We start from the raw sequence: 25,802 nt of genomic DNA, 5'->3' as shown, positions 1-25,802 counted from the left end.
ACCATGCGGGAGGTGCGGCCCTTGGCGTTGCCTGCTCCCTCGACACCCGGTCGAGTCAGGGCCTCGACGGACGTGCCGGCCGTTTCGCTCCGGGGTGTCGTGAAGCGCTTCCGGGTCGGATCCGGCGGGCTTACGGTGCTGGACGGGCTGGACCTCCAGGTCCGGCAGGGCGAGTTCGTGGGCCTGGTAGGGCCCAGCGGGTGCGGCAAGAGTACCCTCCTCCACGTGGTGGCAGGTCTGGAGGAGCCGTCGGCTGGCAGCATCGAGGTGGACGGGTCCTGCGAACGCCTGGGCCGGGTGGCTCTCATGCCGCAGAAGGATCTGCTGCTGCCCTGGAAGAGGGCCGTCGACAACGCGGCGCTGGGGCTCCGCTCCGCGGGGCTGGACGGGCGTCAAGCCGCCCGGGAAGCCGCCGGCTACTTCCCCCTCTTCGGCCTGGCCGGCTTCGAACGTTCCTACCCGTCGACCCTGTCGGGCGGGGAGCGGCAGCGCGTGGCTCTCCTCCGCACCTTCCTGGCGGGCCGCCGGGTAGTGGCGCTCGACGAGCCCCTGGGCGCGCTGGACTGGATCACTCGCCGTTCCCTGCACCGGTGGCTCCTCCATGCCTGGCAGCGGTTCGATGCGGCCATCCTCCTGGTGACGCACGACGTGGACGAGGCCCTCCTCCTGTCGGATCGCGTGTACGTGCTCACTCCGCGTCCGGCCCGGGTGGCGGACGAGGTAGGCATCGAGGCGCCCCAATCCGAGCGCGAGGGATACCTGGCCAGCCAGGAGGGGGTCACCCTTCGGAACCGGATCTTGCGGGCGCTGGGGCTGCGTGACGGGCAGGGGGTGCCTTCGTGATCCGCTGGCGGATCCATGCCTCCCGGTGGGCTGCACCCGGACTGGGCCTGGCGGCGGGCCTCCTGGCCTGGGAGGGAGGGGTGCGGCTCTGGCAGGTACCCCCGTGGCTCCTGCCCACCCCATCGGAAATCGGGCGAGAGCTGGCCGCGTCGGCTGCGCTGATGCTGCCCCACCTCCAGGTCACGCTGGTCGAGGCTCTCCTGGGGCTGGTCCTGGCGGTGGTGGTGGGCCTGACCCTCGCGATCGGCATCCACGTCTCGCCCCTGCTGGCCCGGGTGCTGGAGCCCTGGCTGGTGGCGTCTCAGACGGTGCCAGTTGTGGCGCTGGCGCCGGTGCTCACCGTCTGGTTCGGCTACACCCTGCTTCCCAAGGTCCTGGTGGTGGCCATTCTCTGCTTCTTCCCGGTGGTGGTGAACACGGTGGACGGGCTCCGCGGGACCGATCCGGATTACCTGCGCCTGATGCGCACCCTCCGCCTGGGCCACTGGGTCACCTTCCGGGAAGTCGAGCTTCCGAACGCCCTGCCCTATTTCTTCTCAGGCCTCCGACTGGCCGCAGCCTGGAGCGTGGTGGGGGCCATCTTTGGTGAGTGGGTGGGAACCGACGAAGGGATGGGATACCTGATGATCCGTGCGATCTCCCAGTTCCAGACCAGCCGGCTCTTCGGGGCCATCGCGCTCCTCTCGGCGGCCGGGTTCGCCTTATTCGCCCTTACCCGCCTGGTGGAGTATCTGAGCCTCCCATGGCTCCGGAGCCATGAGGAGGCGTCGCGGCACGGCAGCCGTCCGTCGGGCCGCCATGCGCTTCTGGCGGTAGGGGTGGCAGGGCTCCTGACGGTCGGGTTCCCTGGGCCTCTGGACCTGCCACACGCCGAGGCGGCCTCGCCCAGCGGCGCGCCGGAGAAGGTGGACGTGATCCTGGACTGGCAGCCCAACGCGGACCACGTGGGCATCTACGCCGCACGGGCCATGGGAGCCTTCGAGGACGAAGGCCTGCAGGTGGCCCTGCGGGTCCCCGCAGACCCTTCGGCCGCCCTCACCCAGGTGGCCGCGGGCCGGAGCGACCTGGCCATCACCTACGCCCCCGAACTCCTGCAGGCCCGCAGTCAGGGGATCCCTGTGGTCTCGGTGATGGAGCTGGTGCAACGGCCGCTCAACTCGGTGATCAGCCTGGTCGAGGCGGGCATCCGGCGCCCGGCGGACCTGGCGGGCCGGACCGTCGGAGTGCCTGGAACGGTCGACACCGATGCCATCCTGAGATCGATCCTGGTCCACGATGGAGTGGATCCCGGCCAGGTGCGTGCCATCAACGTGGGCTACGACCTGATCCCGGCCTTGCTGAGCCGCCGGGTGGATGCCATCGTGGGCGGTTTCTGGAACGTGGAGGGAGTGGAGGTGGAGCTGCTCGGCTTCGACCCCCGGGTGATCCACGTGGAGGAGTGGGGCGTGCCCAACAACCCGGCGCTGATCCTGGCCACCAGCGAGCAGACCCTCGCCCGGCGCGGTGACGTGCTGCGCCGCTTCCTGCGGGCCCTCTCCCGGGGATACGAGACGGTGGTCGCCGATCCCGCCCAGGGTGCGCGCCATCTCCTGGACCAGAACCCCGACCTGGACCGGGAGCTGGCCCGCAGGGGGATTGAGCTCCTGGCCCCGGTGCTCCTCGACCCGGCCACGGGACGGCCCGGCCTCCACGACCTGGAGGAGTGGCGGGCCTTCGCCGCCTGGATGGTGGAGATGGGGCTCCTGCCGGGCCTGGTGAACGTGGATGAGGCGGTCACCAACCGGCTGCTCGACCCGGAAGGCTGACGACGGGCGCGAAGAGGGCTGCGGACGATGTCGGGATGGCGTCCGCGGCCCCTCATGACGGACGGGAGCAACGAGAGGCTCGGACCTCAGGGGACGTTGCCCGCGACCTCCACCCAGCGCCCGCCCTCCCCGGCGCTGGCCAGCACGGCGGCCACGAGCTCCAGGGACCGGAGACCGTCGGCGAAGGTGGGGTAGGAGGGTGATCGGGAGGGATCCCGCACCCGGTCGTACACGGCGGCGAAGAGGTTCTTCAGGGCGTCGGGGTAGCCCTCGGGATGGCCGGCCGGGTAGTGGGTCAGGGCGGCGGCCTCAGCGCCCAGCTGGGCCGCCTCCTTGGTGAGCGCGGCGTTGGGTGCGTCGCGCCTGCCCAGCCAGAGGCGCTCGGGGGTCTCCTGGGCCCAGGCCAGGGAGGCCCGGGCGCCGTTCAGCTCGAAGCGCAGGTCGTTCTTGTGCCCTGCGCTCACCTGGGAGACCACCAGGGAGCCGGCCGTACCCCGGTCGGTCTCGAAGTGCACGAGCGCCAGGTCCTCGGTGGAGACGGCCACGGAGCGCCCTGCGTCATCCATTCGGCCCGCCCCGGCGGGCGGCGCGACGGTGCCCTCGAACGCGCCCGCCTCACGGGGGACTCGGTGGGGAATCACCGTCCGGAGCCTGGCCGAGAGCCGCACGATGTGTTCGCCTGTCACGTGCTCCACCAGATCGCACCAGTGGGAGCCGATGTCGGCGAAGGCCCGCGATGGGCCCGAGCGGGCCGGGTCGACCCGCCAGTTGTAGTCCGCCGGCCACAGGAGCCAGTCCTGGACGTAGCGGCCGTGGATGAGGTAGAGGGGGCCCAGCTCGCCGGCGCGTACCCGCGTGCGGGCCTCCGCCACCATGGGGTAGTGGCGGTACTGGTAGTTCACCGCATGGACCCGGCCGGGTGCCCTGGCCGCGAGGCCCGCCAGGGTCCTGCCCTCCTCCAGGGTGGCAGCCAGGGGCTTCTCGCAGACCACGTGCTTGCCCGCCTCCATGGCCCGGCGCGCCAGGGCGAAGTGCTCCCGGTTGCCCGTGCAGATGTGGACGGCGTCGATCTCGGGGTCGTTGATCAGCGCCTCGTGGGAGGTGTGCACCCGGGGGATCCGGTAGCGGCGGGCCACCTCGCGCAGCCGGCCGACCCGGTGGGAGGAGACGGCCGCCACCTCCACGCCAGCCACCCGGCCGAGCGCCTCCACGTGGGCCGGGCCGATGAAGCCCAACCCGCAAACGCCCACCCGCACCGGCCGGTCCCCGGCCACCTCACCACGCTCCATCCTCATCGCCCTCCCACCACGTCGCTCCGGTTCCCGGCGGGGACCGCCAGGCGCATCACCGCTTCCTGGGTGGCCTGGGCGGCGGGCAGCTCCCCGGCGAGCTCACCTTCCCGCAGGACCAGGATCCGGTCGGCCAGGCCAAGGACCTCCGGCAGCTCAGAGCTGATGATGATCACACCCAGACCCTGCTCCACCAGCTCGACGATGAGCCGGTAGATCTCCCAGCGGGCCCCCACGTCCACGCCCCGGGTGGGCTCGTCCATGACGATCACCCGGCTCCGGCCCGCGAGCCAGCGAGCCAGGACCACCTTCTGCTGGTTGCCCCCCGAGAGGCTTGCCACGGGCTGCAGGTCGTCGTGGAGCCGCACGTTCATCCGCTCGATGAGCCGGCCTGCCACGCGGCGCTCCTCGCCGCCGCGCACGACGCCCAGTCGGTTCACCAGGTGGTGCAGGACGGCCAGGGTGATGTTGTGGCGCACCGGGTGGCCCAGGATCAACCCCTGGGCCTTCCGGTCCTCGGGTACGAAGCCGAGGCCGGCCCGAATCGCGTCGCCGGGCCGGCGGATCCTGACGGGCCGGCCGTCCACCCAGACACGCCCCTCGGCCATGGGATCCGCACCGAAGAGAGCCCGCACCAGCTCGGTTCGCCCGCTGCCCACCAGCCCGGCGAGCCCCAGGATCTCGCCCTCACGGAGGCTGAAGCCGATGGCATGGCGGGCGCCGGGGAGCCGGAGATCTTCCACCCGGAGCACCTCGGGCCCTGGGTGCGCCCGGTGGCGGGGGTACTGGGTGGCCACCTCCCGGCCGACCATGGCCTTGATGAGCTCCGCCTCGTCGATCTCCCGAAGCGCGTAGGTGCCCACCTTGCGCCCGTCGCGCAGCACCGTGACCCGCTCGCCCACCGCGTACACGTCCGCCAGGCGGTGGGAGATGAAGACCACGGCCACGCCGGTGTCGGCGAGCTGGCGCATCACCCGGAAGAGGGTCTGGGCCTCCTCGTCGCTCAGGCTGGAGGTGGGCTCGTCCAGGATCAGGAGCCGGGAGCGGAAGCGGAGGGCCCGGGCGATCTCCACCAGTTGGCGCTGCGCCACCGAGAGCTCGCCCACGGGCGCGTCAGGCGGCACGTGGGCGCCGAGCCGGTCCAGGAGCGCCTGGGCCTGGAGCCGGGCGGCGCGCCAGTCGATGACGGGGGAGAGGCGCCTCGAACGGGGCAGCGCCCCCAGGAAGATGTTCTCCGTCGCAGTCAGGTGGGGCACCAGGGCGAGCTCCTGGTGGACGGTGGAGATCCCGGCCTGCTGGGCCTCGAAGGGGCTGGCGAACGCCACCTGCCGGCCCTCCAGGGAAAGGGTCCCCGCGTCCGGCCGGTGGACGCCCGAGAGCAGCTTCACCAGCGTGGACTTGCCGGCGCCGTTCTCGCCCAGCAGCACGTGGATCTCCCCGCGGCGCACGTCGAAGTCGACGCCGTCCAGGGCCACCACGCCGGGGAAGCGCTTGGTGACCTTCCGGCAGACCAGGAGCTCGTCCGGTGCCTTCACCGTCATCGACTCCTCAGAAGCCCAGGTTCATCCACTGGTCCACGTTCTCGGGACCGACCAGGGTCGCGTCCAGGATGATCTCCTTGGGCATGGTGGGCTCCCAGAGCTCCTCGAGCCCCCGGCCCTTGGCGATCCGGTAGGCCAGCTCCACGCCGCTCGCGGCCATGACGGGGCTGTAGTTGAAGGTGGCGGCGTAGGGCGCCACGCCGTTCTTTACCATCTCCATGGCCCGCTTGAGCGGACCCACCCCCGTGAGGAACATCTCGTCCTGGCGGCCGGCGTTGCGGATGGCCTGGACCACGCCCATGGCCATGTCGTCGTCGTGGGTGTAGACAGCGTCGATCTTGGGCTGCGCCTGCAGGATGTTCTCCATCACCCGCAGGCCGCGGTCCGGGAGGAAGTCGGCGTTCTGTGAAGCGACCACCTTGATGCCCGGGTACTGCTTGATCACGTCGTAGAAGCCCCGGGAGCGGTCCTCGGTCACCGAGATGCCGGGAAGCCCCTGGATCTCCACCACGGTGCCCTTGCCGTTCAGGCGCTGGGCGATGTACTCGCCGGCCGCCCGGCCGATGCCGTAGTTGTCGCCGCCGATGTAGACGTCGTAAACGGGCTCGGAGAGCTTCCGGTCCAGGTTCACCAGCGGGATCCCGGCCTGCCTCACCTTGCGGGCCACGGGCGTGAGCGCCGCCCCGTCCATGGGAAGCAGCACGATGACGTCCACCTTGCGGGCTATGAGCGTCTCCACGTCGGAGATCTGCTTCTGAACGCTGTTGAGTCCGTCGGTGAGCACCAGCTGGACGTCGGCGTGGCGGCCGGCCGCCTCCCGGGCGTAGTGCTGGATGGCCGCGAGCCACCCGTGGTCCGCGCCCGGCGACGAGAAGCCGATGACGACCCGATCCGAAGCGGCCGAGGCGACGCCTGCGCTAAGGGCGATCAGGAGCGCCAGGACCAGGGCTGCCAGGACCCGCATCCGTACCTTCACGATGATGTCCTCCCCGTGATGCCTGTTCTGAACCTCCGTGCCGGCCTGCCAGGCCTGACGGGCCTCCATCCCCCCCAAGGGGTGCAGGGTGCGTGCTCTTGCCCTTACGGCTTCGCTTCCCTCCAAGCCTGGCGCGCAGGGCCTCACGTCGTGCCCTGACGCCTCTGGAGCAGGACCGCCGCCACGATGATGAGGCCGCGGGCCAGGTACTGGAAGTAGGGCGAGACGTTGAGCAGGTTCAGGACGTTGGCGATGGTGCCCAGGATCAGCAGGCCGAAGAAGGTCCCCACGAAGGAACCCCGCCCCCCGCTCAGCGAGGCGCCGCCCACCACCACCGCGGCGATGGCGTCCAGCTCGTAGAAGCTGCCGGCGATGGGGGAGCCCGTGTTCATGCGGGAGGTGATGAGCAGCGAGCCCACCGCGGCGGTGAGGCCGCTGAGGGTGTAGGCGGCGAGCTTCACCCGGTCCACCCGGACGCCTGCGAGCCGGGCCGCCTCCTCGTTGCCGCCCACGGCCAGCAGGTTGCGCCCGAAGGCGGTGTACCGCAGCACGAAATGGCCCAGCCCGTAGGTCAGGAGCAGCAGGACGATGGGGGTCGAGAGCCCCAGCAGGTGCCCGTTCCCCAGCCAGTAGAAGAAGGTTTCCGCGTAGGGCCCGTAGACGGGCTGACCGCTGGTGGCGATCAGCGCCACCCCCTTGGCCATGGCCATCATGGCCAGGGTGGCCACGAAGGGCGCCACCCGGCCCCGGGTGACCAGGAGCCCGTTGATCCATCCGGCGGCCACGCCCGCGGCCAGGCCCGCCCCGAACATGGCGGCGACCCCGCTGCCCTGCACCATCATGGAGAGCACGCTGGCCATGGCCACCACGGACCCCACCGAGAGGTCGATGCCGCCCGTGACGATCACCAGCATCTCGCCCGCGGCGACGATGCCGATGTCGGAGACCTGGCGAAGCACGTTGGCCAGGTTGGAGCGGGTGAAGAAGTAGGGGGAGAGGAACGAGGCGACCCCCGCGAAGAGAAGGAAGACCAGCGCCACGCTGTACTCCCGCCAGATGGAGCGGGCCCAGCCGGCCAGGGTGGAACCCAGGGGCCGCTCCGCCCGGCCCTGCTCCCGGGGGCTGCCCGCCAGTCCCGCCTCTTGGCAGCTCACGGGGGGATCTCCGGCTTCGCGCTTCACGCTCGCAGGCTCCTTTCCAGACCCTCGGCCGACAGGACCTCGTCCAGGGCCATCACGGCCGCTCCCAGCACGCCCGCCCGGGGCTCGACGGCGGAGCGCTCGATCCGCAGGTGGCGGGTGGCCAGCGGCAGCGACCGCCGGTAGACCGCCTCCCGGATGGAGGCCAGGAGCACGTCGCCGATCTGGGCGACGCCGCCGCCGATGACGACCAGCGAGGGGTTGAGCACGTTCACCAAAGAGGCCATGACCCGGCCCACCAGGCGCCCCGTCTCCCGGATGACCTCCACGGCTCCGGGATCGCCCTGTGCGGCCAGGTGCCCCACATCCACCGACGTGAGCTCGTCGTGCTCCTGCAGGAACGAGGCCACCCGAGGCGCCCGCCCTGCCTCGGCCGCCAGCCGCGCCCGCCGGGCGATGCCCGGCCCGCCGGCCAGGGCCTCCAGGCAGCCCACGTTCCCGCAGCGGCAGAGGACGTCGGAGCCGTCCACGGCCATGTGGCCGATGTCGCCCGCACAACCGTCGGACCCTCGGTAGATGCGGCCTCCCAGCACGATGCCGGCGCCGATGCCCGTTCCCAGCTTGACGAAGATGAAGCTCTCGGCGCCGCGGCCCAGGCCGGCGAACTGCTCGCCGAGGGCCATGATGTTCACGTCGTTGTCCACGTAGGCAGGGCAGCCGAAGGCTTCCGCCAGGTGGTCCTTGATGGGGAACTGGTTCCACCCGGGCATGATGGGGGGCGAGACGGTCCGGCCCAGCCGGTAGTCGACCGGACCCGGCACGCCCATACCCACGCCCAGCAGGCGGTCGGGGGTGAGGCCCAGATCGGCCAGGAGCGCCCGGACCATCTGGGTGGCCCGCTCCAGCATCAGGGTGGGGCCCTGGGCCACGTCCACGGGCTCGCTGCGCTCGGCCAGGATGTGAAGCTGAAGGTCGGTCACAGCGGCGTCGAGGCTGGTGGCCCCCAGGTCGACGGCGGCGATGAAGCCGGCCCGGGCGTTCAACTCCACGAGACGGGCCTTCCGTCCCCCTGTGGAGGCCGCCAGGTTGGGCTCGTGAACGAAGCCCGCGGCCGTCAGGGCCGCCAGGGGATCGGCCAGGTTGTTCCGGTTGACGCCCAGCCGCCGCGCCAGGTCCGCCCGGCTCTGGGGACCTTCGCGCCGGAGGGTCTGGATGATGGCGTGTTGGAGGCCGGTTGCAGCCCGGTCGTGGGCGGCCACGAGCCCATCCGCTCCGTTCGTGCCCCCGAGGACGGCCCGCCTGATTCCCCATGGCCGGACCGTCCGCAGGAGGTTCTCACCCATCAGTTCGAGGTTCTGCACCCAATTCCTCCAGATCTGAACGAATCCAGGCAGATAATGGCTGCCAGGAGTTCCATGTTGCAGGAACCTGGGATACGTTGAGCGAAACGCGGATCAAAAGAGAGCGCCATGCTCGCGCAGGGAGGGGTGGGGAAGGTGAAACTCGGGGTCCTGACCGTCCTCTTCGGCAACCGGCCGTTGGAGGAGACCCTGGAGTACGTCAAAGCGCAGGGGCTGGACGCGGTGGAAATCGGCTGCGGCGGGTACCCGGGCAAGGCGCACTGCGACCCGGATCGCCTGCTCCAGGACGAGGGCGCGCTCCGGGCCTTCCGGGCGGCGGTGGACTCGCGGGGGCTGGCGATCAGCGCCCTGAGCGTCCACGGCAACCCGCTGCACCCCCAGGCGGCCGAGCGGGAGCGCTATCGCCGGGAGTTCCGCCAGGCGGTGACCCTGGCCTCCCGCCTGGGCGTGGAGCGGGTCAACACCTTCTCGGGCTGCCCTGGTGACCACCCCGGCGCCCGCTGGCCCAACTGGGTGACGTGCGCCTGGCCGCCGGATTACCAGGAGGTGCTCCGCTACCAGTGGGAGGAGGAGGCGATCCCCTACTGGCGTGAGGAGATGGCCTTCTGCCGGCAGCAGGGCGTGCGCATGATCGGTCTTGAGATGCATCCGGGCTTCCTCGTCTACAACCCCGAGACGGCCCTGCGGCTGCGGGAGGCGGTGGGACCCGAGCTCGGAGTCAACTTCGACCCCAGCCACCTCTGGTGGCAGGGCGTCGAGCCCGTGCACGCGATACGGGCGCTGGGCGAGGCCATCTTCCACGTGCATGCCAAGGACACGGCGCTGGATCCGATCAACTTCCCCGTCAACGGCGGCCTGGACACTACGCCCTATGGCCGGGAGGCCCAGCGCTCGTGGATCTTCCGGAGCGTGGGCTACGGCCACGACCTCTCGGTTTGGCGCGACCTGGTGAGCGCCCTCCGCCTGGTGGGCTACGACTGGGTGCTGAGCATCGAGCACGAGGACAGCCTCATGTCGGGCCAGGAAGGTTTCGAGAAGGCGGTGGCCACCCTGAAGGAGGCCGTCATCCGGGAAGCGCCCGGGGCCATGTGGTGGGCGTAGGCGGCGCGAGGCCGGGCTTCGTCGCTCCTACCGCCGGCCCCCCCGGGGGAAGGCCTGGAAGATCCCGAAGGTGAGGTAGCGGGTCTCGGGGGCGCCGGGGAGGACGGGGTGGTCGGCGGCCTGGCCCTGGAGGGCTACCTGCCGGAGGATCACGTGCGCGTCCACGGCGGCCTCCTGCAGCATGGCCAGGAAGACGTCGGGCTCCACCGCACCCGAGCAGGAGGCCGTGGCCAGGAAGCCCCCGGGCTCCAGCAGCCGCATGGCCCGCAGGTTGATCTCTTTGTAGCCCCGCAGGGCGTTGGGCAGCGCGTGCCGGGTCCTGGCGAAGGCCGGTGGGTCCAGGACCACCAAGTCGTACCGCTCTCCGGCCCGATCCAGGTCGCGCAGGACGTCGAAGGCGTTGGCCTCCCGCAGCTCCATCCGGTGGGCGAAGCCGTTGCGTTCGGAGTTCTCCCGGGCGAGGGCGAGGGCTTCGGGCGAGACTTCCACCACCGTCACGTGCCGGGCGCCGCCGGCGAGGGCGTTGAGGGCAAAGCCGCCCGTGTGGGCGAAGCAGTCGAGGACCCGGGCTTCCCGGGCGAAGGGCCGGATGGCCAGGCGGTTCTGCCGCTGGTCCAGGAAGAAGCCGGTCTTTTGGCCCGAGACCACGTCCACCTTCAGCTCAAGGCCGTGCTCGCGGATCCAGACCGCGTCGGGCAGGCGGCCCCGAAGCAGCCCCACCCTGGGCTTCAGCCCCTCCAGCTCCCGCACGGGCGCGTCGCTCCGCTCGTGGACGGCCGCAGGCCCGAAGAGTTCCTGTACCGCCTCCAGGACTGCCTCTGTCCAGGGCTCCATGGCCTGCGAGAGCACCTGCACCACCACGACGTCGCCGAAGCGGTCCACGACCAGGCCGGGAAGGAAGTCCGCCTCGCTGTAGACCACCCGGCAGGCCCGCAGGGCTTCCGCGTCCAGGATGCGCTCGCGGAGGGCCCACGCCTGGGCGATCCGCCGCCGGATGAGGCCGGCGTCCACCGCCTCGGAGGGGTCCCAGGTCAGGAGCCGGACCCGGATGCGCGAGCGCGCGCTGAACGCGCCCCGGGCCAGGAAGCGGCCCCGGTGGTCCACCACCTCCACCACGGCTCCGGATCCCGGCTCGCCCTCGACACGGGCCACCTCGTTGTCGAAGACCCAGGGGTGGCCGGCCTCCACCCGGCGGCGGCGGCATTGCTTCAGAACGACGCGGATCACCGCCGACCTCCTTCGGAAACGGATGGGGCGGGCTGCGGGGCGCTGGCGGCGCGCCGGGGCTCCGTCACGAACAGGATGCTCAGAAGGATGAGCGTCAGGCCCAGGACCGTCGCAGCCCCCACCGCCTCGTCCAGGAAGAGGGCACCCCACAGCGTCCCGAAGACCGGCACCAGGAAGGTGACGGTGAGGGTCCGGGTGGGCCCCACCCGCTTCAGCAGCGGGAAGTAGATCAGGTAGGCGAGGGAGGTGCAGAGAACGGCCAGGGCCAGCAGCGAGGCCACTGCCGGGCCGGGGGGTGGGGCCGGCGGCAAGCTGAAGCCGGCAAGGGGGAGCAGGACCACGGCCCCTCCCAGGAGCTGCCCCGTGGCCAGGGTGAAGACGCCCGATCCCTCGAAGGTCCGGGAGCTCGCGTAGGCGGCGCCGAACGCGTAGGCCACTGCCGCTCCCAGGGAGGCCGCAACCGAGAGGACCACCCAGGGCGTCAGGGGCAGCGGGTTCCAGCCCACCAGCACCACCACCCCCAGAAAGCCCAGCCCGAGGCCGAACGCCTTCCGTGCGCTCATTGGCTCGTGCAAGCGCCAGGCGGCCGCGGCCGCCCCGAAGAGCGGCGTGGTCGCGTTCAGGATGGCGGCCATGGACGCCGTCAGCCGCAGTTCCGCGAAGGCGATGAGCGTGAAGGGCAGGGCCACGTTCAGGGCTCCCAGGGCCAGGAAGCTTCCCGGCGTCCGGGCGACGGCGCGCAGATCCTCCCTCCGGCCCGCCAGGGCCAGCGGAATCCCCAGGGCGAGGGCCGCCACCAGCAGGCGCGCGGCCATGAGGGCGACGGGCCCGAAGGGTGGCGCGGCCACCCGGATGAAGAGGAAGGAGGCACCCCAGAGAGCGGCAAGAAGGATCAAACCTGCCAGGTGAAGGAAGGTCATGGCCATTCCCATTCGCCCAGGCCGGGCCGATCCCTGCCGGGCAGGCGACGCGGGCCGGCCCCACGACGACCACCGGATCGTCGTGGGGCCGGCCGTCTTCGACGACGTCAGCGGGTCACGAGCTTCAGCGGCACGGGAACGAACGCGTCCACCGCCTCACCCTTCAGGTGGGCGATCGCGGTCTTGACCGCTAGCTCGCCCATCAGCACGGGCTGCTGGGCCACCGTGGCGGCCAGGCGGCCTTCCTTCACGGCCTGCACCGCGTCGGCGGTGGCGTCGAAGCCGACCACGATCATCTCCTTCTGGCGGCCTGCGGCCTCGATGGCCGTCAGGGCCCCCAGCGCCATCTCGTCGTTGTGGGCGAAGACCGCGTCGATGCGGGGCTGGGCCTGCAGGATGTTCTCCATCACCGAGAGGCCCTTGGCCCGGTCGAAGCCGGCCTCCTGGCGGGCCACCACCCGGATGCCGGGGTTCTTGCCGATCACCTCGTTGAAGCCCTGACCCCGGTCGCGGGCGGCGGAGGTGCCAGGGATGCCCACCAGCTCCACCGCGTTACCCTTGCCGCCCAGGCGCTCGACGATGAGCTCGCCGGCCATGCGGCCGCCCGCCACGTTGTCCGAGGCGATGTGGGAGACCACCCGCCCGTCGTCCGCGCCCCGGTCCACGGTGATGACAGGGATCCCGGCCTCATTGGCCTGGAGGATGGCCGGCACCACGGCGGCCGAGTCCGTGGGGTTGACGATGATCGCGTCCACGCCTTGGACGATGAAGTTCTCTATGTCCGAGAGCTGCCGGTTGGGGTCGTTCTGGGCGTCGGAGACCAGCAGGCGCACGCCCGCCTCCCGGGCCGCCGCCTGGGCTCCGTCGCGCAGGTCGACGAAGAAGGGGTTGTTCAGGGTGGAAACGGCGATGCCGACGGTCTGGGCGGTCGCGGTCCCGGCGAAGGCCAGGAGCGTGCCCACCAGCAGGGCGGTGACGATCCAGCCTCTTCTCACGTGCAGGACCTCCTCATGGTGTGGTCGGATACGGTCGAGCGATGCCTCGAGTCGACAGCCTCCCCATGCCAGTCCGTGCGATGCCCTCTGGCTTCCATCACCTCCAATCCCTCGGGCCGGTCGTCTCTCCGGCCCGGGGTGGCCCCGAGGCGTGGAACCTCCGGCCTCAGCCGGGGAAGACGCCCCGGGTGCCCGAGAAAAGGATCACGTTGGCGTACGGCGTGCACTCGCCCGTGCGCACCACCGCCCGGGCCGAGGCCACCCGTTCCTTGAAGGCCTCGTGGGGCACGTAGGTCACCGGCGCCTCAAGGCGCGCCAGCACCTCGCGGAGGACCTCCGGATTGGCAGATTGGATCTCTTCGGCCAAGATCGCACCCTCCACGCTCAGCTCGGCCAGCACCGCCTCCACGACGGCCAGGAAGGGGGGCTGGCCGGGCAGGAAGCCCAGGTCCACCCGCTCCACGCCCCGGGGGATGGGGAGGCCGGCGTCCGCGACCACCAGCCCATCGGTGTGGCCCATCTCGCTCAGGATCCGGGCGAGCTGAGGGTGCAGGATGCCCCGGCGTCTCATGGGGTGGGTCCCCTCCTCGAAAGCGCTTCCTCGTTCGGCGGGGCGATGGCGGCAGCTTCGCCCGCCCGCGAGCGGAGCCCCAGGCTGCCCGCCCGGTGGAGGGCCCAGTCGAGCAGGACGGCGGTGAGGATCACCAGCCCCTTGGCCACCTCCTGGTAGAAGGGCGAGACGTTCATCAGGTTGAGGCCGTTGTCCAGCACGCCCATGATCAGGGCGCCCACCAGGGTTCCCAGGATGGTCCCCCGGCCGCCCTGGAGGCTGGTGCCGCCCAGGATGACGGCGGCAATGGCGTTCAGCTCGTAGGCCACGCCCGCCGTCGGCTGCGCCGAGACCAGCCGGGCCGTCAGCACCAGACCCGTGAGGCCTGCGAACAACCCCGAAACGGTGTAGACGAAGGTCTTCACCCGGTTGACGGGGATGCCCGCCAGGCGGCAGGCCTGCTCGTTGCCGCCGATGGCGTAGACCAGCCGGCCCCAGCGGGTGCGGGTGAGGAAGACCAGGAGCAGGGCGTAGGTCACCAGGAGGATGACGACGGGCATGGGCATCGGGCCCAGGTACCCGCCGCCGATGAAGCGGTAGGCGGCCTCCCGGACCAGGATCGGCCGGCCGTCGGTGTAGACCAGGGTGAGCCCCCGGGCCCAGGCCATGCTCGCCAGGGTGACGATGAAGGGCGGCAGGTTGGGGTAGGCGCTGAGGAGGCCGTTGGCCAGGCCCACCAGTGCCCCCACGCCCAGAGCGGCCAGCACGGCCAGGGTCACGTCTCCGGTGGAGGCGAGGGTGCCCGCCGAGATGGCCCCGGCCAGCGCCAGCACCGAGCCCACCGAGAGGTCGATGCCGCCGGTGAGGATCACCAGGGTCATGCCGGCGGCCAGGAGTCCGTTGATGGTGGCCTGCCGGGTGACCACCAGCAGGTTCGAAGGCGTGAAGAAGCGCTCGTTCATCAAGCCCAGTGCCAGGCAGAGGAGCACCAGGATGGCCAGCATTCCGTAGCGCTGCATCCAACCGAGCCAGCGGTTCTCGGTCATGGGCGTCCACCTCCAGCAGGGGCCCCCGAACCTGGACCCCCGTGTGCGGCCACCCCGACGCCCGTGGCCAGGGCCATGATCTCCTCCTGGGAGGTGCGTGCCGGGTCGAGCTCGGCCCGGATCCGGCCTTCGGCCATGACCAGGATCCGGTCGGAGAGCCCCAGGATCTCGGGCAGCTCGGGCGAGACGAAGAGGAGGGCCCGCCCCTGGGCGGCCAGCTCGTTCATGATCTGGTAGATCTCTGCCTTCGCGCCCACGTCGATGCCCCGGGTGGGCTCGACCAGGATGAGGACCCGGGGCTCCGTGGCCAGCCACTTGGCCAGGACCACCTTCTGCTGGTTGCCGCCGGAGAGGTGGCCCACCTCCTGGGAAAGGGAGGGCGTGCGGATCCGCAGGCGCTCCACGAAGCGACCCGTCACCTCCCGCTGCCGCCGGCGCTGCAGGAAGCCGCCGGGGGAAAAGCGCCGGAGGGCGGCCAGCGTGGTGTTGCCCACCACGTCGTCGATGAGGACCAGGCCTTCCTGCTTCCGGTCCTCGGTGACCAGGGCCAGGTGATGGGAGATGGCCGCCGCGGGGCTCGCCAGGCGGACGGGCCGGCCGTCGAGGAGAATCTGGCCCTGGGTGCCCGGAACGGCTCCGAAGAGGGCTCGGGCCAAGAGCTCCTGCCCAGCCCCCATGAGCCCGAAGACGCCCAGGATCTCGCCCTGCCGGAGGGTCAGGCTCACGTCGAAAAGCTTGCCGGGAACCGAGAGGTCCCGGACCTCCAGGAGGGGCGGACCCGGCTGGCGCTGGCGGGCCGGGAAGTAGCCCGAGAGCTCGCGCCCCACCATGCGGGCGATGACCTCTTCCCGGGTCCAGGAGGCGGCAGGGCCGCTCCCCACCTGGCGGCCGTCGCGCAGGACGGTGACCCGGTCGGCGAGGGCGAAGACCTCCTCCAGCTTGTGGGAGATGTAGACCAAGGCCACCCCCCGGGAGCGCAGGCCGCGCAGCACGTCGAAGAGCCGCTCCACCTCGGCCCGGGTGAGGGCGGCGGTGGGCTCGTCCAGGATCAGCACCCGGCAGTCGCTCGCCAGGGCGCGGGCGATCTCCACCAGCTGCATCTCGGCCACGCTGAGGCTCTCCACCGGCCGCGTCACGTCCAGGGCGAGATCCAGGCGGGCCAGGAGGTCCCGGGCCCGCTTGCGCATCTCGCCCACCCGCAGCAGCCCGCCGGAGCTGGGCAGATCGGTGAGGAAGAGGTTCTCGGCCACGGAGAGGGGGCCTACCAGGTTGAACTCCTGGTGGACGATGCTGAGCCCCAGCCGCCGCGCTTCACCGGGGGAGTGGGCGACGACGGGCGCACCGTCCCAGAGGACCTGGCCGGCATCGGGCCTGTAGATGCCGCTGAGCACCTTCATGAGGGTGGACTTGCCCGCCCCGTTCTCGCCCACCAGCGCGTGGACCTCTCCTGGGTACAGGTCCAGGTCCACGCCGTCCAGGGCCACCACGCCTGGAAAGACCTTGCCCATGCCGCGCACCGACAGGATGGGCCGTTGGGTTTCGTCTCGGGCAGCGCCGGGAAGGGTCCTCATGGGCCGGCCACCCCCTGCTCGGAGAGGAACCGGAGCACCTGCTGGCGGTCGGGAAGGCTTTCCTGCGCGCCGGGGCGCGTTGCGGCCAGGGCGCCGCACGCCGAGGCAAAGCGCAGGGCCATGGCGAGCTCCGTCCCCCGCACGAGCTCCGCCGCCAGGCCGCCCACGAAGGCGTCGCCGGCGGCGGTGGCGTCCACGGCCTGCACGGAGAAGGCGGGCACCCAGAGCTCCTGGCCGCCCGTCCGGGCGAAGGCGCCCCGAGCACCCAGGGTGATCACCACCGTCGGGGCACCCTGGCCCTCCAGCCGCCGCCCCGCCTCGCGGACAGCCTCCTCGCCCTCCAGGGACGGCAGCCCAGCCATGGCTGCCGCCTCGGTCTCGTTGGGGACCAGGTAGGCAACCTGCTCCAGGAGGGAGCGGGGGAGGGGGAAGGGCCTCGCCGGGGCGGGGTTGAGCAGCACGGGGAGCCGCAGGGCCGCTGCCTGGGCAACCGCTTTCTCAACGGTCTCGACGGGGATCTCCTGCTGGAGGACGACGATCCCTGCCTGGTCGAACCAAGGGCGGGCCGCTTCGACGTCCCGCGGGGCGAGCCGGGCGTTCGCGCCCGGGGCGACCACGATGGTGTTCTGGCCCGAGGCCTCCACGGTGATCAGGGCAACCCCGGTGGGGGTGCTCGGATCCTCCAGGAGCGCCTCAGTCCGGACGTCGCGGTCTGAGAGGGCGCGCCGGAGCGCCTGGCCGTACGCGTCCTGGCCCAGGCAGCCCAAGATCCGCGTGGGGGCGCCGGCCAGGGCGGCTGCCACGGCCTGGTTGGCCCCCTTGCCGCCGGGGGTGGTGCGGAAGCCATGCCCCAGCACCGTGGCGCCCGGGGCAGGGAGATGCTCGACGCCCACCGTCAGGTCCATGTTGAGGCTGCCGATCACCAGGACCTCGAAACCGGTTTCACGAGGGCCGCTGGGAGGACGCCTGGTTGCGCGGGTCATCGACCTCCTCCTTTCGTACCACAGTGGTCCGGCGGAGAACGAGGCGGGGCTGGAGGACCAGCCGGCGGGGCAGGCTCTTCCGGCTGGCCAGGCGCTGCACCAGGAGCTCGGCGGCCAGGCGACCCATCTCGTACTTGGGCTGGGCCACGGTGGTGAGGGCGGGCCGGCTCAGGGCGGCAAAGGCGATGTCGTCGAACCCGCACACGGCCACGTCGTCGGGCACCCGCAGCCCCGCCTCCTCCAGGTAGCGGAGGATGCCGAGCGCCATCATGTCGTTCTGGGCGAAGACGGCCGTGGGCGGGTCCGGTCGCGAGAAGAGGACGCGGGCTGCCTCGTAACCGCCGGGCTCCTTGAAGTCGGCCTCGACGACGCGGTCTGCGGGAAGGGTCACACCCCGCTCTGCAGCGGCCCGCCGGGCGCCCTCCAGGCGATCCGCGGCCGTGCGGACGTGCAGAGGACCGGTGACCACGGCCAGCCGGTCGTGGCCGAGGCTCACCAGGTGCCGCACGGCCAGGGCGCCGCCCCGGACGTTGTCGGTGAGGACGGCGTCCACCGGAACGTCCTCGCGCACGTCCACCAGGCGGTCCACCAGGCCGACGGCCACACCCCGTTCGAGCCATCCCTCGAGGAGGGGCGCCCCCAGGTGCGCCCCGGCGAAGAGGACGCCGTCCACCCGTCCCGCCTGGAAGCTCGCCACGTAGTGCTCCTCGCGCAGGGGGTCGCCGTCGGTGCTGCCGATGAGCAGGGTGTAGCCGGCCTCGGCCGAGGCGTCCTCCACGCCCCGGGCGATTTCGGCGAAGAAGGGGTTGGCGACGTCGGGAAGGAGCAGGCCGAGGGTGGCGGTGCGGCGCCGGCTGAGGCTGCGGGCCGAGTAGTCGGGCGTGTAGTGGAGGTCCCGGGCCGCGTCCAGCACCTTCCGGCGCAGCTCCGGGTGGACGTGGTTGTTCCCGTTCAGCACCCGGGAGACGGTGGCGGGAGAGACGCCCGCCTTGCTTGCCACGTCGTAGATGGTGACCGCTGCCAGCGCGGATCCCCCCGGTCGAGAAACCGCTTTCCGGACCTGCCATTCTCTTCACCACCCGGCGGAAGATTCCTGCCGGCGGGCGCGACTCCCAGGGAACGGGCCCCCCGCGCCGAAACCCTTCCACGAAGTCGGACGCCCGGCCGGGCCTGCAGGCCGGGTGCCGTTCCTCTCTCGGGGGGTGGGCCGCATGCCGGCCTGGGACCATCTGCGCGAGCTGACCACCCGTTTCGACCACCGCACCTCCACCAGCGGGAACGAGCGCGCCGCCAGCGTCTGGATCGAGGAGCGATTGAGAGGATGGGGCTACGAGGTGCTCCGGCACCCCTTCCGGGCGCCCAGGGAGACCCTTTACACTGGGCCGCCGGTGGTGGGCCTGGCCGTCTTCGTGCTGGCGCTTGCGGCGGAGCGGGTGCCGGCGGCGTGGGGATGGGCGGCGTTCGCCGGAAGCCTGGTCGCCCTGGTCCCGCTCATGGGTGAGCTCCTGGGGAGCGGCCCCAACCTGGATCGGGTGCTCCCGCTCCGCCCCTCCCAGAGCGTGGAGGCGATCCGCCCCGCCCTGGGAGAGGCCCGGCGGACGCTGGTGATCACGGCCCACTACGACACGCAGCGGGCCTCCCTCCTCTTTGCGCCGGGCTTCGCTCCCTTCGTGAGGCCCTTCCTCACCCTGGGATACGCCGCCCTCCTGGGCACGCCCTTGGCCATGCTCCTGAGGCTGCTGCTGCCGGGCGCAGGCTGGGTCCGGGTGGTGCTCGGGGTCCTGCTGGCGCTGCTGGCGATCACCATGGGCTTCCTTCTCATCTGCAAGGCGACGGCCCGGGACATCAACGGCGCCAACGACAACGGATCCGGAACGGCGGTGGCCCTGGCCCTGGCGGAGCGGATGGCGGGCGCCGGTCGTCCAGAGGGTGCGAAGGCCGGGAAAGCCGGCGCCTCCGGCGCCGAGGAGGAGCGGGATGCGGCCATCCCGGTGCCGGCCGAGGTCGAGGTCCGCTTCCTCTTCACCGGGTGCGAGGAGGTGGGGCTGCGGGGCATGGCTGCCTGGATGGACGGTCGCGGGCGCAGCCTGCCGCCCGGGAGCCCGTTCGTCAACCTGGACAACCTGGGAGGCGGGATCCTCCGCTACCAGATGGCCGAGGGGATGCTCGTCCCCTTCCCGTCGGACCGGACCCTGGTGGAGCAGGCGGCGGAGGTCGCCCGGGAGATGGAGGCGGAGCGGGGCCGGACGGTCCTCACCGCCTGGAGCCCGCTCCACTACCTTCCCACCGACGGGCTCATCCCGCTCCGGCGGGGCTTTCCCACCCTCACCTTCATCGGGCGGGACGAGGCGGGGCAGATCCCCAACTACCACTGGACCAGCGACACCCTGTCGGGCCTCGGCCCTGACCACCTGGACGAGGTGGAGGAGGCAGTGGCCCGCTTCGTGGGGCGGCTGCTGGCCCGGGCCGTCACCGGGCCACGCTCGTCGCCTGGGCCTCTTCCGCCTCCAGGCCGGGCTCGGTCGCGGCCACGAGCTGGGTCCCCACCAGGTCGCCGGTGACGTTGCACATGGTGCGCACCATGTCCAGGATGGCGTCGATGCCGGCCACCAGCGCCACGGGGCCCATGGGAAGCCCCGCCTGGGTGATGGCCAGCGAGAGCATGATCAGCCCTGCTCCGGGCACCCCCGCGGTTCCGATGGAGGCTAGGGTGCCGGTGACGATGACGCCCACCAGCTGCGCGGGCGTCAGGCTCACCCCTGCCACGTTGGCCACGAAGATGACCGAGGCGCCGATGTAGAGGGCAGTGCCGTCCATGTTCACCGTGGCGCCCAGGGGCAGCGAGAACCCGTATATCGACTCGCTGATCCCCAGACGCTCCGCCGCCCGCATGGTGACGGGTAAGGTGCCGCTGGAGGAGCGGGTGACGAAGGCCGTGAGCATCGGGTCCTGGGCGGCGCTGAAGAAGCGGCGGATGCCCTGGCGGAAGAGCTTGAGGAGTACGACGTAGAAGACGATCTGCAGGGCCACGCCCCCGTACACCACGCCCGTCAGCTTGCCCAGGGGGACCAGCGCCCGCACGCCCACGGTGCCCAGGGTGACCGCGATGAGGGCGAAGACGCCGAAGGGCGCGTACTCCAGCACCCCCCGCACGATCCGGAACATCACCTCGGTCGCGCCCTGGGACAGGCGGAAGAGGAGCCCGGCCTGCTCCTTCACCCGCCGGTCGCCCGCGTGCTCCATCGCCGAAATGGAGAGCCCCACGATCAGCGCGAAGAAGATGACGGCCAGAACGTCGCCCCGGGAGAGGGCTTGGAACGGGTTGGTCGGCACGATCTCCAGCAGCACCTGGCTGAGGGCCGGGGGCGTGCGGGCCTCGGGGGCTTCGGCCGGCATCAGCAGGCCGGCGCCCGGCTGCACCGCCAGGGCGATGAGCACGCCCAGGGTGATGGCGACGGCCGAGGTGACCAGGTAGTAGACGATCACCTTGCCGCCCACCCGTCCCAGCCGGCTGGGGCTCACCGAGGCCGCCCCCACCACCAGGGTGAAGAAGATGAGGGGAACCACCAGCATCTGCAGGAGCCGGAGGAAGAGGGTCCCGAGGGGCCGGATCACGGCGATGGACGGTCCCACCAGGAGCCCCACGATCGCCCCGAGCACGAAGCCGATGGCGATCTTCCAGATCAGGGGGAAGCGGAAATACGATGAGATCCAGGACACGGTCGCAACCTCCCCTGCTGCCGTTGTGGCAGGTTTTCCCACGCGTTCCCGTCGAGGCGGAGTCTCTCCTTGAGTACAGATGCCCCAATCAGCTCCCGCGGCCATGGCCCGAAGGAGGCACGCCGGGAGAGGAGGGAGAGTGACGGGCTAGGTGCCTGGGTCCGCCGGCCCTCAGGCGCCCGCCGGCAGGGGGCTCGAAGGCGCCAGCACCCTCCCGCTGCGCACGTGCACGACGCCCCGGGCGGTGAGGCGGGCCTCGGGCAGGTGGGTGGAGCTGAGGAAGAGGAGGGTGTAGACGGGGTCCTCGAAGGTGTGGCCGGCGACGCGCAGCCGGGCGACCACCTCCTCGGCGCGCTCGATGAGGATCTCCACGGGGAGGTCGCTCACCGTTCCCAGGATCGGCAGGGGAAGCTCGTAGACGGGGAGGCCCTCCTGGGACCAGGCGATGCCTCCGCCCATCTCACGCACGCGCCGGGCGGCCTCGGCCATGGCCTCCGGAGAGGCGCCCAGGACCAACAGGTCCCCCGAGCCGGTGAAGGTGGTGGCGAAACCCTGCAGGTTCCGGGCGAAGCCTGAGAGCCAGGTGCGGGTGATCCAGCGTCCGGCCCGGTCCACCAGACAGGCCAGGAGCCAGCCGTCCGCGGGGCGGCCCGGGGGTTCGGCGACGACCCGGGTGATCACCGCGTTCTCCAGGCGCAGGGCGGGCAGGCCCGGGCCGGGGCGGAAGTGGTCCGCATGGGGCACCGGGCCGGAGAACCGGTAGGGCGGGCACCGGTCCCACCCGGGCTGGGTGAAGGGCTCCAACAGGGTTCCGTCGCGAGCCGCCACCCGGCCCCGGGCCACCACCACCTCGGGGGTGGGCTCCGACAGGTCCCGCAGGAGATTGACGTCGGCCTGGCGGCCCGGCGCGAGCCCCCCCAGGTGCTCGTCCAGGCGGTAGTAGGCGGCGGCGTTCACGGTCGCCATCGCGTACGCCCGAGCCGGCTCCACGCCGTGATCCATGGCGATGCGGAGCAGGTGGTCCGTGAAGCCCTGGCGGAGGTAGGGCGGGGTGGGCCCGTCGGTGGTGAGCGTCAGCCGGTGCCAGGGGAGTGTCTCCCACGCCCCCGACGCCCGCAGGCCGTCCAGGAGCGCGGGAAGGTCCGGCCGGATGGAGCTGTGGCGGAGGGTCGCGTGGTAGCCCAGGGCCAGCCGGTCCAGCACCTCGGCGGCGGCGATGGCCTCGTGGTCCGCGGTGGCGCCTGCTGCCGCAAGGCGGGCGAGAGTGCGGTAGGAGGCGCCGGGGAGGTGGCCCTCCACCCGCTTGCCCAGGGCGCGGGCCGCGGCCACCCCGCTGACCATGGCGGGCTCGCCCGCCAGGAGGCGGGGCCAGGCGGTGAGCTCACCCGCCTGGACCACGTCGTCCCGTGCCAGGAAGCGCTCCACCCGCTGGGGCGCGTAGAGAGCCTCCTGGTCGGAATCCAGGAGGGTCTCGGAGTCCAGCCGGGCCCACCAGAGGAAGCGGACGGGCAACCCGGCCAGCGCCTCGAGCAGGCGGTGGAGCTCCGGGTCCGGCAGCCCGTTGAAGAAGGTGAGGCTGTCGCTGATCAGGGTGGTGGTCCCGCGGGGGAGCACCGCCGCCGCCAGGGTGGCGGGGTTGTACAGAAGGAAGGGGTGGGCGTGGGGCTCGATGTAGCCCGGCACCAAGACCCGTCCCGAGGCGTCGAGCACAGGGACGTCCGCAGGCAGGGACAGCCCGGATCCCTCGAGCGCCCCCACGTAGGCGATGCGCTCGCCCGCCAGGGCCACGGACTTCTCCTCCAGGCGGCCGGTGTACACGTTCAGCACCCGTCCCCCGGTGATCAGGAGGGTGGGCGGGGTGCGGCCCGTGGCCACGTCGATCACCCGGGCCAGGTGACGGGCCTCGGACTCTGGGGTGTCGGCCGGGTGCATCGTCGCTCTGCTCTCCTTTCCACCAGCAGTGCCTTGTCGCCTCGTCCCGAAAGGTTCCCGCTCCGTCCACCGGACGGGATCGGGCGGCGTCCGCTCGCATGCAGCCGAGCCCCGGACCTCATAAGTCGCCGCCGGGCCCTCGGGGGCGGGTAGGATCCCGGCCGAGCCAGGCCTCCCACCCCAGCCAGAAGGTAAAGACCACGAGCACAGCCGAGGCGATCCATCCCGCCTCGGGGCCGAAGGCGCCGCCAGTGGCCGCCGCCGGCCCTGTGAGCCGGGCCTGAAGGAGGCTGGGGGTGGCGAGCCCGCTCAGGGGGAAGCCCAGAACGACCCCCTCCGTCAGGTTCCAGGCCGTGTGGGCGCCCGTGGGCAGCCAGAGCCGGCCTGTGCGGGCGTATCCGGCCGCCAGGAAGAGCCCGGCCGCGAAGATTCCTGCCGTGGAGGCCAGCCCTGCGTGCGGGTTGGCCAGGTGGAGGAGCGCGAAGGCGGCGGCCTGAACCCCCGTGGCTGCGGGGAAGCCCCAGGCGTGGGCCAGGCTCTGCAGCAGGAAGCCACGGGCCACCAGCTCCTCCTGCGCGGCCAGGAAGGTGAGGCCCAGCGTGAGGCCAAGGAGGGTGCCACCGCTGGCGGCACGGGAAGGCGCTGCCGGCTGCAGCCTGGTGGCCCAGCCGGCCGCCAGGAGCAGCAGGTAGACCAGGAGCATGGCCGCGGCGCCGATGAGAAAGCCCTTTCCCAGCTCCCACCCGGCCCTGTGCCCGGCCAGCCCCAGGTGGGCCAGGCGCCGCCGGCCCCGCCAGAGCCCCCACTGGAAGAGGGCCGTCACCGCCAGCACCAGCCCCAGGGTCACGAGCCCCCGCAGCACGAAGAGACCTGGGTTCCCACCGACAAGGCCACCCATGCCCTCGGGCATGGTGGTGCCCGGCCACGGCTCGACCCCCATGAGGCCCGCCAGGCGGGGCCAGAGCCCCATGGCCAGCTCCTCGCCGGCGAAGGTGGCCGCGGTGACGGTCGCCAAGTAGAGGACAACGAAGAGCGCGACCCGGGCGCGACCGGGACCCGTATCAGGAAGCATGGCGGCTCCTCACGTGGGCCACCAGCGCCTCCAGGGCCAGCTCGTAGCCCAGGGGTCCCAGGCCCGCCACCACCCCCAGGCAGACGGGCGCGGTGAGGAGCCGGTGCCGGAAGGGCTCCCGTGCGTGGATGTTGGTGAGGTGCACCTCCACCGCGGGCAGGGGTGAGCCGGCCAGGCAGTCGCGCAGGGCGATGCTGGTGTGGCCGTAGGCGCCCGGGTTGAGGATGATGCCTTCGTGGGTCTCCTCGGCGGCCTGAATCGCATCGATCAGGGCGCCCTCGTGGTTGGATTGGACGAAGGTCACCTGGCAATTCAGGGCCTGGGCCCGCCGTTCCAGGCGGCGCTGCACGTCCTCCAGGCTTTCCCGGCCGTAGAGGTCCGGTTCCCTCCGGCCCAGGCGGCTCAGGTTGGGTCCGTTCACCACCAGGATCCGCTCGTTCATGTCTCGTGCCTCCCTTCGGCCCACGGCCGGCGCAAGGGACGGAAAACGGCCAGAAGCTCCGGCTGCAGCCGCCGGGGTGCCAGGTAGGGTGTCACGTCCTCGGGGCGGCCGCCGAGACCGACGAGGTGGCCGGCGCACCCGCAGTCGCCCGATCCGAACCGGGGGATACGCCTGCCGGCCCCGGGCGTCCGGGCCAGCCGCTCTGCGAGGCGGCACTCCGTCTCCCGGGGCGCCTCGGACCAGACGTCGGCCCCTACCACCAGAGCCTGGGCCCGCAGGTGGTCCACGTGCCAGTGGCGGACGCTGCCGCCGGCCACGTGGCGTTCGAGCCTCGCCGGCAGGGCCCGCTGGGCCGAGCCCACATAGGCGTAGAGGCCCGGTTCCAGGGCGCTCCCGCCGGGGGCCGGTACAGGCAGGTGGATCCGCCGGGGCAGCCAGAGCCAGAGCACGTAGACACCCCGGGCCGGAAGGGCCGCCTCGGCCTCCCAGGGGCCAGGGTACGGGACGGCCGGTGGGGTCAGGTCCCGCTCCATGGCCACCACGGTCAGGGCCTTCTCGGCGTGGGCCCAGCGCTTCACCACCCGGTAGCCCAGGTGGGCGTACACTTCCGGGAGGAGCCGCTCCACCACACAGTGCAGCCGCACGGTCGGGGCTCCCGCCGCCCGGGCCGCGGCCTCGACGGTGCGCACCAAGAGCCCGGCCACACCGCCGCGGCGGTGCTCGGGCACCACGCCCAGCCGCTTCAGCTCCCAGCTCCCGTCCGGTTGAGGCACCCCCCGCACCGTGCCGGCCACGTCTCCGGCGGGTGTGCGGGCGACCCAGATGCGGGCGCTCCGCTCGCGGTCCGCCAGGACCTGCGCGACCGTCTCCGTGGCGCCGCCGGGTCCCTCCAGGCCCTCAGCCCAGCCCGCCGGCCGAGCGAAGGCCCGGCGCGTCACCCGGGCCACCGCCTCCGCCCACGCCCCCAGGGTGGGGAAAGCCTCTTCCTCCAACAGCTCCACGTGAAGCTCACCTGCGGCAGCCCCCGGCGCCGCCTCCGCCCTCGTGGGCGCCTCCGCCGCCGGCTGGCCGCCGACCCCCGCCATCTCCTGGCTCGCTTCCAGCGTTCCCACCTCCGGGTCGATTCGGCTCCCGTGGGTTTCGGGATTCGCCCCCCGGTCCCCAACTCCTGGGGCGTGGGCGCAGGCCGTGCAGCCGCTGGCGGACCCGCGGTGAAAGGGCGAGGACCGGTGGGAGCGCGGGCCTGACGGGGCCTGCGGCGCTGACGGTCCGCCAGTCCCGGTCCCATC

Annotated in this window: 22 protein-coding genes; 4 read left to right on the top strand and 18 right to left on the bottom strand. The window is 72.1% G+C overall.

All coding sequences use genetic code 11. The features are described 5' to 3' along the window. Positions 1 to 21: 21 nt before the first annotated feature. Both LIP_RS09105 and LIP_RS17815 read left to right on the top strand, forming a co-directional pair. Positions 22 to 843, top strand: coding sequence for an ABC transporter ATP-binding protein (locus LIP_RS09105; protein ID WP_158509607.1), 822 nt, complete (start codon positions 22 to 24; stop codon positions 841 to 843). Continuing rightward, the gene (locus tag LIP_RS17815) at positions 840 to 2,648 is read left to right on the top strand and encodes an ABC transporter substrate-binding protein (protein ID WP_082726077.1); all 1,809 of its coding nucleotides are present in this window, start codon (positions 840 to 842) and stop codon (positions 2,646 to 2,648) included. Before LIP_RS09105 ends, LIP_RS17815 begins: the two co-directional genes overlap by 4 nt. Before the next feature lie 86 nt (positions 2,649 to 2,734). Here the strand turns inward: LIP_RS17815 and LIP_RS09095 are convergent, their stop codons facing one another. The 5 genes from LIP_RS09095 to LIP_RS09075 all read right to left on the bottom strand — a co-directional run bounded on the left by LIP_RS09095 (position 2,735) and on the right by LIP_RS09075 (position 8,954). After that, a complete protein-coding gene (locus LIP_RS09095) occupies positions 2,735 to 3,937 on the bottom strand; it encodes a Gfo/Idh/MocA family protein (RefSeq protein WP_068137132.1) in 1,203 nt (400 codons plus the stop codon). Positions 3,938 to 3,939: 2 nt separating this feature from the next. Next, the gene (locus LIP_RS09090) at positions 3,940 to 5,478 is read right to left on the bottom strand and encodes a sugar ABC transporter ATP-binding protein (RefSeq protein WP_068137129.1); all 1,539 of its coding nucleotides are present in this window, start codon (positions 5,476 to 5,478) and stop codon (positions 3,940 to 3,942) included. A gap of 7 nt (positions 5,479 to 5,485) precedes the next feature. Beyond that, the gene (locus LIP_RS09085) at positions 5,486 to 6,454 is read right to left on the bottom strand and encodes a substrate-binding domain-containing protein (RefSeq protein ID WP_158509606.1); all 969 of its coding nucleotides are present in this window, start codon (positions 6,452 to 6,454) and stop codon (positions 5,486 to 5,488) included. A gap of 143 nt (positions 6,455 to 6,597) precedes the next feature. Further along, positions 6,598 to 7,635 (bottom strand): ABC transporter permease, encoded by a 1,038-nt coding sequence (locus tag LIP_RS09080; protein ID WP_068137124.1) that lies wholly within the window; start codon positions 7,633 to 7,635, stop codon positions 6,598 to 6,600. Beyond that, on the bottom strand, positions 7,632 to 8,954 hold the full coding sequence (locus LIP_RS09075) for an ROK family transcriptional regulator (RefSeq protein WP_198409476.1): 1,323 nt from the start codon (positions 8,952 to 8,954) through the stop codon (positions 7,632 to 7,634). The genes LIP_RS09080 and LIP_RS09075 overlap by 4 nt, the downstream gene beginning before the upstream one ends. Before the next feature lie 135 nt (positions 8,955 to 9,089). Here LIP_RS09075 and LIP_RS09070 point away from each other — a divergent pair, with 135 nt between their 5' ends. After that, entirely contained in the window at positions 9,090 to 10,055 is a 966-nt protein-coding gene (locus tag LIP_RS09070) for a sugar phosphate isomerase/epimerase family protein (RefSeq protein WP_068141821.1), read from the top strand. Positions 10,056 to 10,082: 27 nt separating this feature from the next. Here LIP_RS09070 and LIP_RS09065 read toward each other — a convergent pair whose 3' ends face one another. The 8 genes from LIP_RS09065 to LIP_RS09030 form a co-directional block, all read right to left on the bottom strand. Continuing rightward, positions 10,083 to 11,282 (bottom strand): class I SAM-dependent rRNA methyltransferase, encoded by a 1,200-nt coding sequence (locus tag LIP_RS09065; protein ID WP_068137121.1) that lies wholly within the window; start codon positions 11,280 to 11,282, stop codon positions 10,083 to 10,085. After that, complete coding sequence (locus tag LIP_RS09060) at positions 11,279 to 12,208, bottom strand: DMT family transporter (RefSeq protein WP_068137117.1); 930 nt, start codon at positions 12,206 to 12,208, stop codon at positions 11,279 to 11,281. The genes LIP_RS09065 and LIP_RS09060 overlap by 4 nt, the downstream gene beginning before the upstream one ends. Before the next feature lie 101 nt (positions 12,209 to 12,309). Beyond that, on the bottom strand, positions 12,310 to 13,170 hold the full coding sequence (gene rbsB / locus LIP_RS09055) for a ribose ABC transporter substrate-binding protein RbsB (RefSeq protein ID WP_407936406.1): 861 nt from the start codon (positions 13,168 to 13,170) through the stop codon (positions 12,310 to 12,312). 193 nt (positions 13,171 to 13,363) lie between these two features. Continuing rightward, positions 13,364 to 13,768: a D-ribose pyranase gene (rbsD, locus tag LIP_RS09050; protein ID WP_068137111.1), complete on the bottom strand. Its 405-nt coding sequence runs from the start codon at positions 13,766 to 13,768 to the stop codon at positions 13,364 to 13,366. Then, positions 13,765 to 14,793, bottom strand: coding sequence for an ABC transporter permease (locus LIP_RS09045; protein WP_082726074.1), 1,029 nt, complete (start codon positions 14,791 to 14,793; stop codon positions 13,765 to 13,767). The genes rbsD and LIP_RS09045 overlap by 4 nt, the downstream gene beginning before the upstream one ends. Continuing rightward, positions 14,790 to 16,364, bottom strand: coding sequence for a sugar ABC transporter ATP-binding protein (locus LIP_RS09040; RefSeq protein ID WP_068137108.1), 1,575 nt, complete (start codon positions 16,362 to 16,364; stop codon positions 14,790 to 14,792). The genes LIP_RS09045 and LIP_RS09040 overlap by 4 nt, the downstream gene beginning before the upstream one ends. Beyond that, positions 16,361 to 17,347 (bottom strand): ribokinase, encoded by a 987-nt coding sequence (gene rbsK / locus LIP_RS09035; RefSeq protein WP_082726073.1) that lies wholly within the window; start codon positions 17,345 to 17,347, stop codon positions 16,361 to 16,363. The genes LIP_RS09040 and rbsK overlap by 4 nt, the downstream gene beginning before the upstream one ends. Continuing rightward, positions 17,307 to 18,347 carry a LacI family DNA-binding transcriptional regulator gene (locus LIP_RS09030; protein ID WP_068137105.1) on the bottom strand — a complete coding sequence of 347 codons (1,041 nt, stop codon included), beginning with the start codon at positions 18,345 to 18,347 and terminating at the stop codon, positions 17,307 to 17,309. The genes rbsK and LIP_RS09030 overlap by 41 nt, the downstream gene beginning before the upstream one ends. A gap of 211 nt (positions 18,348 to 18,558) precedes the next feature. Between LIP_RS09030 and LIP_RS09025 the strand changes: the two genes are divergently transcribed. Further along, positions 18,559 to 19,908, top strand: a complete 1,350-nt coding sequence (locus LIP_RS09025) for a M28 family metallopeptidase (RefSeq protein ID WP_144440406.1) — start codon at positions 18,559 to 18,561, stop codon at positions 19,906 to 19,908. Here LIP_RS09025 and LIP_RS09020 read toward each other — a convergent pair. From LIP_RS09020 to LIP_RS09000, 5 genes are all read right to left on the bottom strand, one after another. After that, a complete protein-coding gene (locus tag LIP_RS09020; protein WP_198409475.1) occupies positions 19,817 to 21,067 on the bottom strand; it encodes a dicarboxylate/amino acid:cation symporter in 1,251 nt (416 codons plus the stop codon). The two genes, LIP_RS09025 and LIP_RS09020, sit on opposite strands and share 92 nt — an antisense overlap. Before the next feature lie 171 nt (positions 21,068 to 21,238). Next, the gene (locus LIP_RS09015; RefSeq protein ID WP_068137094.1) at positions 21,239 to 22,999 is read right to left on the bottom strand and encodes an adenine deaminase C-terminal domain-containing protein; all 1,761 of its coding nucleotides are present in this window, start codon (positions 22,997 to 22,999) and stop codon (positions 21,239 to 21,241) included. Between the two features lie 118 nt (positions 23,000 to 23,117). Beyond that, a complete protein-coding gene (locus LIP_RS09010; protein WP_068137091.1) occupies positions 23,118 to 24,071 on the bottom strand; it encodes a CPBP family intramembrane glutamic endopeptidase in 954 nt (317 codons plus the stop codon). Next, positions 24,061 to 24,513 carry a type II 3-dehydroquinate dehydratase gene (gene aroQ / locus LIP_RS09005; protein WP_068137088.1) on the bottom strand — a complete coding sequence of 151 codons (453 nt, stop codon included), beginning with the start codon at positions 24,511 to 24,513 and terminating at the stop codon, positions 24,061 to 24,063. The genes LIP_RS09010 and aroQ overlap by 11 nt, the downstream gene beginning before the upstream one ends. Beyond that, on the bottom strand, positions 24,510 to 25,598 hold the full coding sequence (locus tag LIP_RS09000; protein WP_068137085.1) for a GNAT family N-acetyltransferase: 1,089 nt from the start codon (positions 25,596 to 25,598) through the stop codon (positions 24,510 to 24,512). The genes aroQ and LIP_RS09000 overlap by 4 nt, the downstream gene beginning before the upstream one ends. Positions 25,599 to 25,802: the final 204 nt, after the last annotated feature.

It is taken from the genome of Limnochorda pilosa (assembly GCF_001544015.1).
Lineage (GTDB): Bacteria > Bacillota > Limnochordia > Limnochordales > Limnochordaceae > Limnochorda > Limnochorda pilosa.
This window is presented reverse-complemented; position numbering and strand designations above follow the sequence as displayed.